This window comes from Microcoleus sp. S13_B4 (genome assembly GCF_036700885.1).
GTDB lineage: Bacteria > Cyanobacteriota > Cyanobacteriia > Cyanobacteriales > Microcoleaceae > Microcoleus.
On record NZ_JAUBPU010000112.1, the window covers coordinates 1326 to 5775 of the forward strand.

Sequence of the window (4450 nt, forward strand, 5' to 3'; positions counted from 1 at the left end):
CGGCTCCCAAATTGCCTAGTGCGGTCTTTTCACTTTGGCGGTCTTTAATTTCGCGGGCGAAGGCTAACCACTGCTGCGAATACTCAATGACTTTAGTATGGTTGCCCAGAGAGTGGTAAGCGGCTCCCAAATTGCCTAGTGCGGTCTTTTCACTTTGGCGGTCTTTAATTTCGCGGGCGAAGGCTAACCACTGCTGCCAATACTCAATGGCTTTGGCCGAGTTGCCCACAGAGAGGTAAGCACTTCCCAAATTGGCTAGTGCCGCACCCTCCTCTGGGCGGTCTTTAATTTCGCGGGCGATCGCTAACTGTTGCTGTAAATACTCAATCGCTTTGACCGATTTGCCCACAGAGAGGTAAGCGACTCCCAAATTGCTCAGTGCCCAACCTTCTGTTTGGCGGTCTTTAATTTCGCGGGCGATGGCTAAACTGAGCTGTAAATACTCAATGGCTTTGGCCGAGTTGCCCAGAGAGCGGTAAGTACCTCCCAAAAAGTTTAGTGCCAAAGCCTCCCTTTGGCCGTTTTTGATGGTGCGATAAATTTGCAGTGCCTGTTGCAAGGAATTCAGCGCTGCTGGCAATTGACCAGTTTGATACTGTTGAAGCCCCTGCTGCATAAGCCGATCGGCCTCTACTTGACGAGCATCGGTAGTTTGAGCGATCGCTGGGAAGAGAGAGTTAGGAGTAGTTAATAGGGGGATAGTGGCAAGCAGGAACAGGGAAATGGAAGCTAGGATAACATTAGTGAGCCTAGAGTGGGTCGATTTGAGTCGCTTAAATGGGGAATACAGCATAGGATTCTAGAGTTGGAATTTAGAGAATTAGCCCGATCGCTCTTTCTGCCGTCGTGCGCTCGCCTCAATCTGCCACAGGCGATCGACCTTCATAGAAGCTTACTCTGTCTCCCCGATCTCGCGGCAGGGATTGGGACTCTAATCTGAATTAGACGACTATTTTAGCGATCGCCCGATCTGCTTGAATCAAACCATATCCAATAGCATAGTCAAATCCAACATCAAAACCGGGCGTGTTTAGATCGTCCATATCCAGAGCCGTCTACTCTAATCCTCGATTAATGTCCGCAGGACTTAAGTGGGGATTTGCAATGCTATCCTGTCAACCCATTCCGATTAGCTGTTGTCGTCAAAATGTACTCAACTTGAGCCGGAGTTAAATTCGGATTAGCATTCAAAACTAAAGCCGCTACACCCGCTACTTGTGGCGTTGCCATCGATGTGCCACTGTAGGTGTGGTATGTATTATAGGGAGTAGTAGAATAGATATCTACTCCAGGAGCAACTACGTAATCCAAAGGTGTAAAACCCGAACGGTTCGAGCTGTCAGCCATTCTGCCGCTTACATCAATGCTGCCCGCAGCAATTCCCCAGCGATTGGCATTAATAGCTGGATACACTGGTTGGATGCCACTCGAATTTCCGGCTGCCATAACCACAACAGAGCCTTTGTTATTTGCATATTGAATTGCGTCCGTCAACTGGTTGAAAGTGTCATCATCCTTTTTCAAGCTGAGGTTAATTACATTTGCTCCATTATCAGCGGCATAACGAATTCCAGCAGCAACATTATTCGGCGAGCCGCTACCAAAGGTGTTCAACACTCTGACAGGCATAATCTTTGCGTTATAGGCAATTCCTGTGATGCCAAAATTATTTCGTTCCGCCGCGATCGCACCTGCTACGTGAGTGCCGTGACCGTCCAAATCCAGATCCATTGGGTTGTTGTCGCTAGCCACAAAATCCCAACCCCGAATATCATCAATATATCCGTTGCCATCGTCATCGATGCCATTTCCAGCAATTTCACCAGCGTTCTGCCAAATATTGCCATCCAAGTCAGGATGGGTGTAGTCAACACCACTATCCACGACAGCTACAACAATGCCATTTCCTGTAATGTTCTGATTCCAAACTTCCGGTGCATTTATGACATCTAGCGCCCAATTAGTCCCGCCCAAATCGGGAAGAGCAGGGAAAAGACTTGAGCGGTTTAAGGTGCTGGAAACTGCGGCATTTGCATTCACCAAACCGTAGCCGTAATTACTATTAAAAGGGCCGCTAGGTGTTGGAATATCGGGCGTTACAGGAATAGAGGTTGCAGAAAGATTTAGGTTGTAATTGGTAGAGCCTGAGAAGGTATAGACTTCGACATAGTAAGTTCCAGGAGCCAAATTGGGTACATTAATGACATCGGAGACTTTGCCACTATTAGCAGAGGAGTCAATAGTTTCACCAAGATCGACTACACGGTTGCGGTTTCTATCTTGAATTAGCTTTACTTCCCCTCTCAAACCGTCGAGACGCAGGTTAAAATTACTCCTAGTGTTGATATCGAATCGGTAGAAATCGCTAAGATCGCCTGTTCCCACGAAATCAGTTAAGTTGATGCTACCGTTCTGAACGCCAACAACATTACGAGCTGTCGAAAGAGAGTTACCTGAATCGGCGAAATTCAACTGGGAAGCAGATATCGTTCCTGTTAGCGGATCTGCGTTTGCGATCGCGGATTGTGACTGCGGTTTGAGTTGAGAATCGGCGACATCGCCAGTAACTCGATCGCTTGCAAAGTAACTGAAGCCAGCGCCTGCATTAGCTACAATAAAATCTGCTATCTGTGTCTGTTGGTCGATGCTGGATGCTGTGGGATTAGTCAAGCTAGATTCAGCACCATAACTAGAAACATTCAATAGACCGATCGCTCCGTTGAGCAAGTCGTTGTTAACCGGAAATGTTGATGGGGCGAGATCGTTTGGCTGTTGATTGAAATAAAGGCGATCGTTAGGAGTAGTTGTGATGTCTAACATAATTTAAAACCTCAGATATTTAGATTCATTCTTGATTTAAATCTTACGCAGCACAGATCGAAAAATCATCCGTTATACCCACAGACTCGATCGAGTACGGGGTGCAAAATAGATTGCGGGAAAGTGCAAAGTATGTGAATATGTAGAGTAGATGGTTCACTTCCATCAGTTTTGAGATTGAGACGCGATCGCGAACAAAGATTCATTCCACAGTCCCCCAGAGAATTAATTCCCTGTCTCATAGCGCAAGTCCTCTAAAAGAGGACTGAAGAATATAACTCATTAGTCCTCTTTCAGATATAAATGTCGCTTTTAGGCACTGAAGTTTTCAAGAGCCATTTATGAGGAATTTATTCCTCGCTACGAAGCTGTAAAAAGCGATCAAAATCCCTGAGCAGAGATAATACCACCTTGAAGCTCGGCCACACTTACATTTGGCACAAAGCCTACTATGTCGCGGGAATTCCTAACTTTAATTAGAGTGCCTTGACTCTGTATCTCTTGAGGATCGAATGAACCTGGCGGGCTAAATAGTTTGAAACTTTCTGGTGCATCATACCCCAATAAAACTCTGACGTTTGTCACGTATTGCAAATCTACATCGGTAGCATTCAAACCGCCTGCCAATCCAATTCGATCGACGCCAACTCTGAAACCTACAATAAAATCCGCATTATTGACATCTGTAACTCCGGGTTCTGCTTGAATGACGTACAAGTTGCTGCCCCCGATTTTGAGTGAATTACTATCATCGAAACCTACTAAAATATCGTGACCCAAACCTCCCACCAGAGTGTCATTTCCGCTACCACTGCTTAACAAATCATTGCCTCTGCCGCCCAAGAGAATATCATTTCCCGCACCACCTATCAGAAGATCTGCATCTTGACCGCCGCTGAGAGAGTCATTTCCCTGTTCTCCAGTCAGGAAGTCTTTACCTTTTCCTCCTAATAAAGAATCGTGGCCCGAATCCCCCCTGATAACATCTTCTCCTTCATTCCCATAAACCAAATCATTAGCTGTTGAGCCAGTGACTAAATCGTCACCTGCAAGCATCCAAGCTCCTAAAGGAAAATTAGCTGCATCTGCGATCGACAAAGTAACAAATTCGGATGTATTGTCGCCAATTGAGCGTCTAGATTCTGACGGATCGGGTTGTAAAGACATAAAAAAAATCCTCTTAACACTTGACTTAAATCTTAAGCAACCCAGATGGGAAAATCATTCGTTCTACCCACATACTTGATTAAGTATGAGGTGCAAAATAGATTGCGGGAAAGTGCAAAGTATGTGAATATGTAGAGTAGATGGTTCACTTCCATCAGTTTTGAGAGTGAGAAGATAACTCGGCGGTTGAAACCGCGTCTACACAAACAAAGTCGGCCTTCGCCGACTAAAGAATAAAGATCGTTTCCGATTATCGGAATTATTAGTATCGGAAATTAGGAGACGGCACTGCCGTCTCCTCTATCATTCCGGTACAAACGGAATTGATAAAATTTAGGATAAAATTTAGGATAAAAACATTGAGCCGATCGCGCTATTCATAAAAACTTACTCTGCCTCCCCAATTAAAGTAAATGCCGCCCAATTTCGCGGCCCAGGATGAGTTTTCATCGTAGTTAACATT

Annotated in this window: 4 protein-coding genes; all 4 read right to left on the reverse strand. The window is 45.3% G+C overall.

The window, feature by feature from the left end:
• Window positions 1-793: tetratricopeptide repeat protein (locus tag QT994_RS27130; protein ID WP_333180155.1), on the reverse strand; the 793-nt coding region annotated here is incomplete at its 3' end.
• Window positions 794-1107: 314 nt separating this feature from the next.
• The gene (locus tag QT994_RS27135) at window positions 1108-2820 is read right to left on the reverse strand and encodes a S8 family serine peptidase (protein ID WP_333180159.1); all 1713 of its coding nucleotides are present in this window, start codon (window positions 2818-2820) and stop codon (window positions 1108-1110) included.
• Between the two features lie 65 nt (window positions 2821-2885).
• The gene (locus QT994_RS27140; protein ID WP_333180161.1) at window positions 2886-3026 is read right to left on the reverse strand and encodes a hypothetical protein; all 141 of its coding nucleotides are present in this window, start codon (window positions 3024-3026) and stop codon (window positions 2886-2888) included.
• A 175-nt stretch (window positions 3027-3201) separates the two neighbouring features.
• Window positions 3202-3987, reverse strand: a complete 786-nt coding sequence (locus QT994_RS27145) for a calcium-binding protein (protein WP_333180164.1) — start codon at window positions 3985-3987, stop codon at window positions 3202-3204.
• Window positions 3988-4450: the final 463 nt, after the last annotated feature.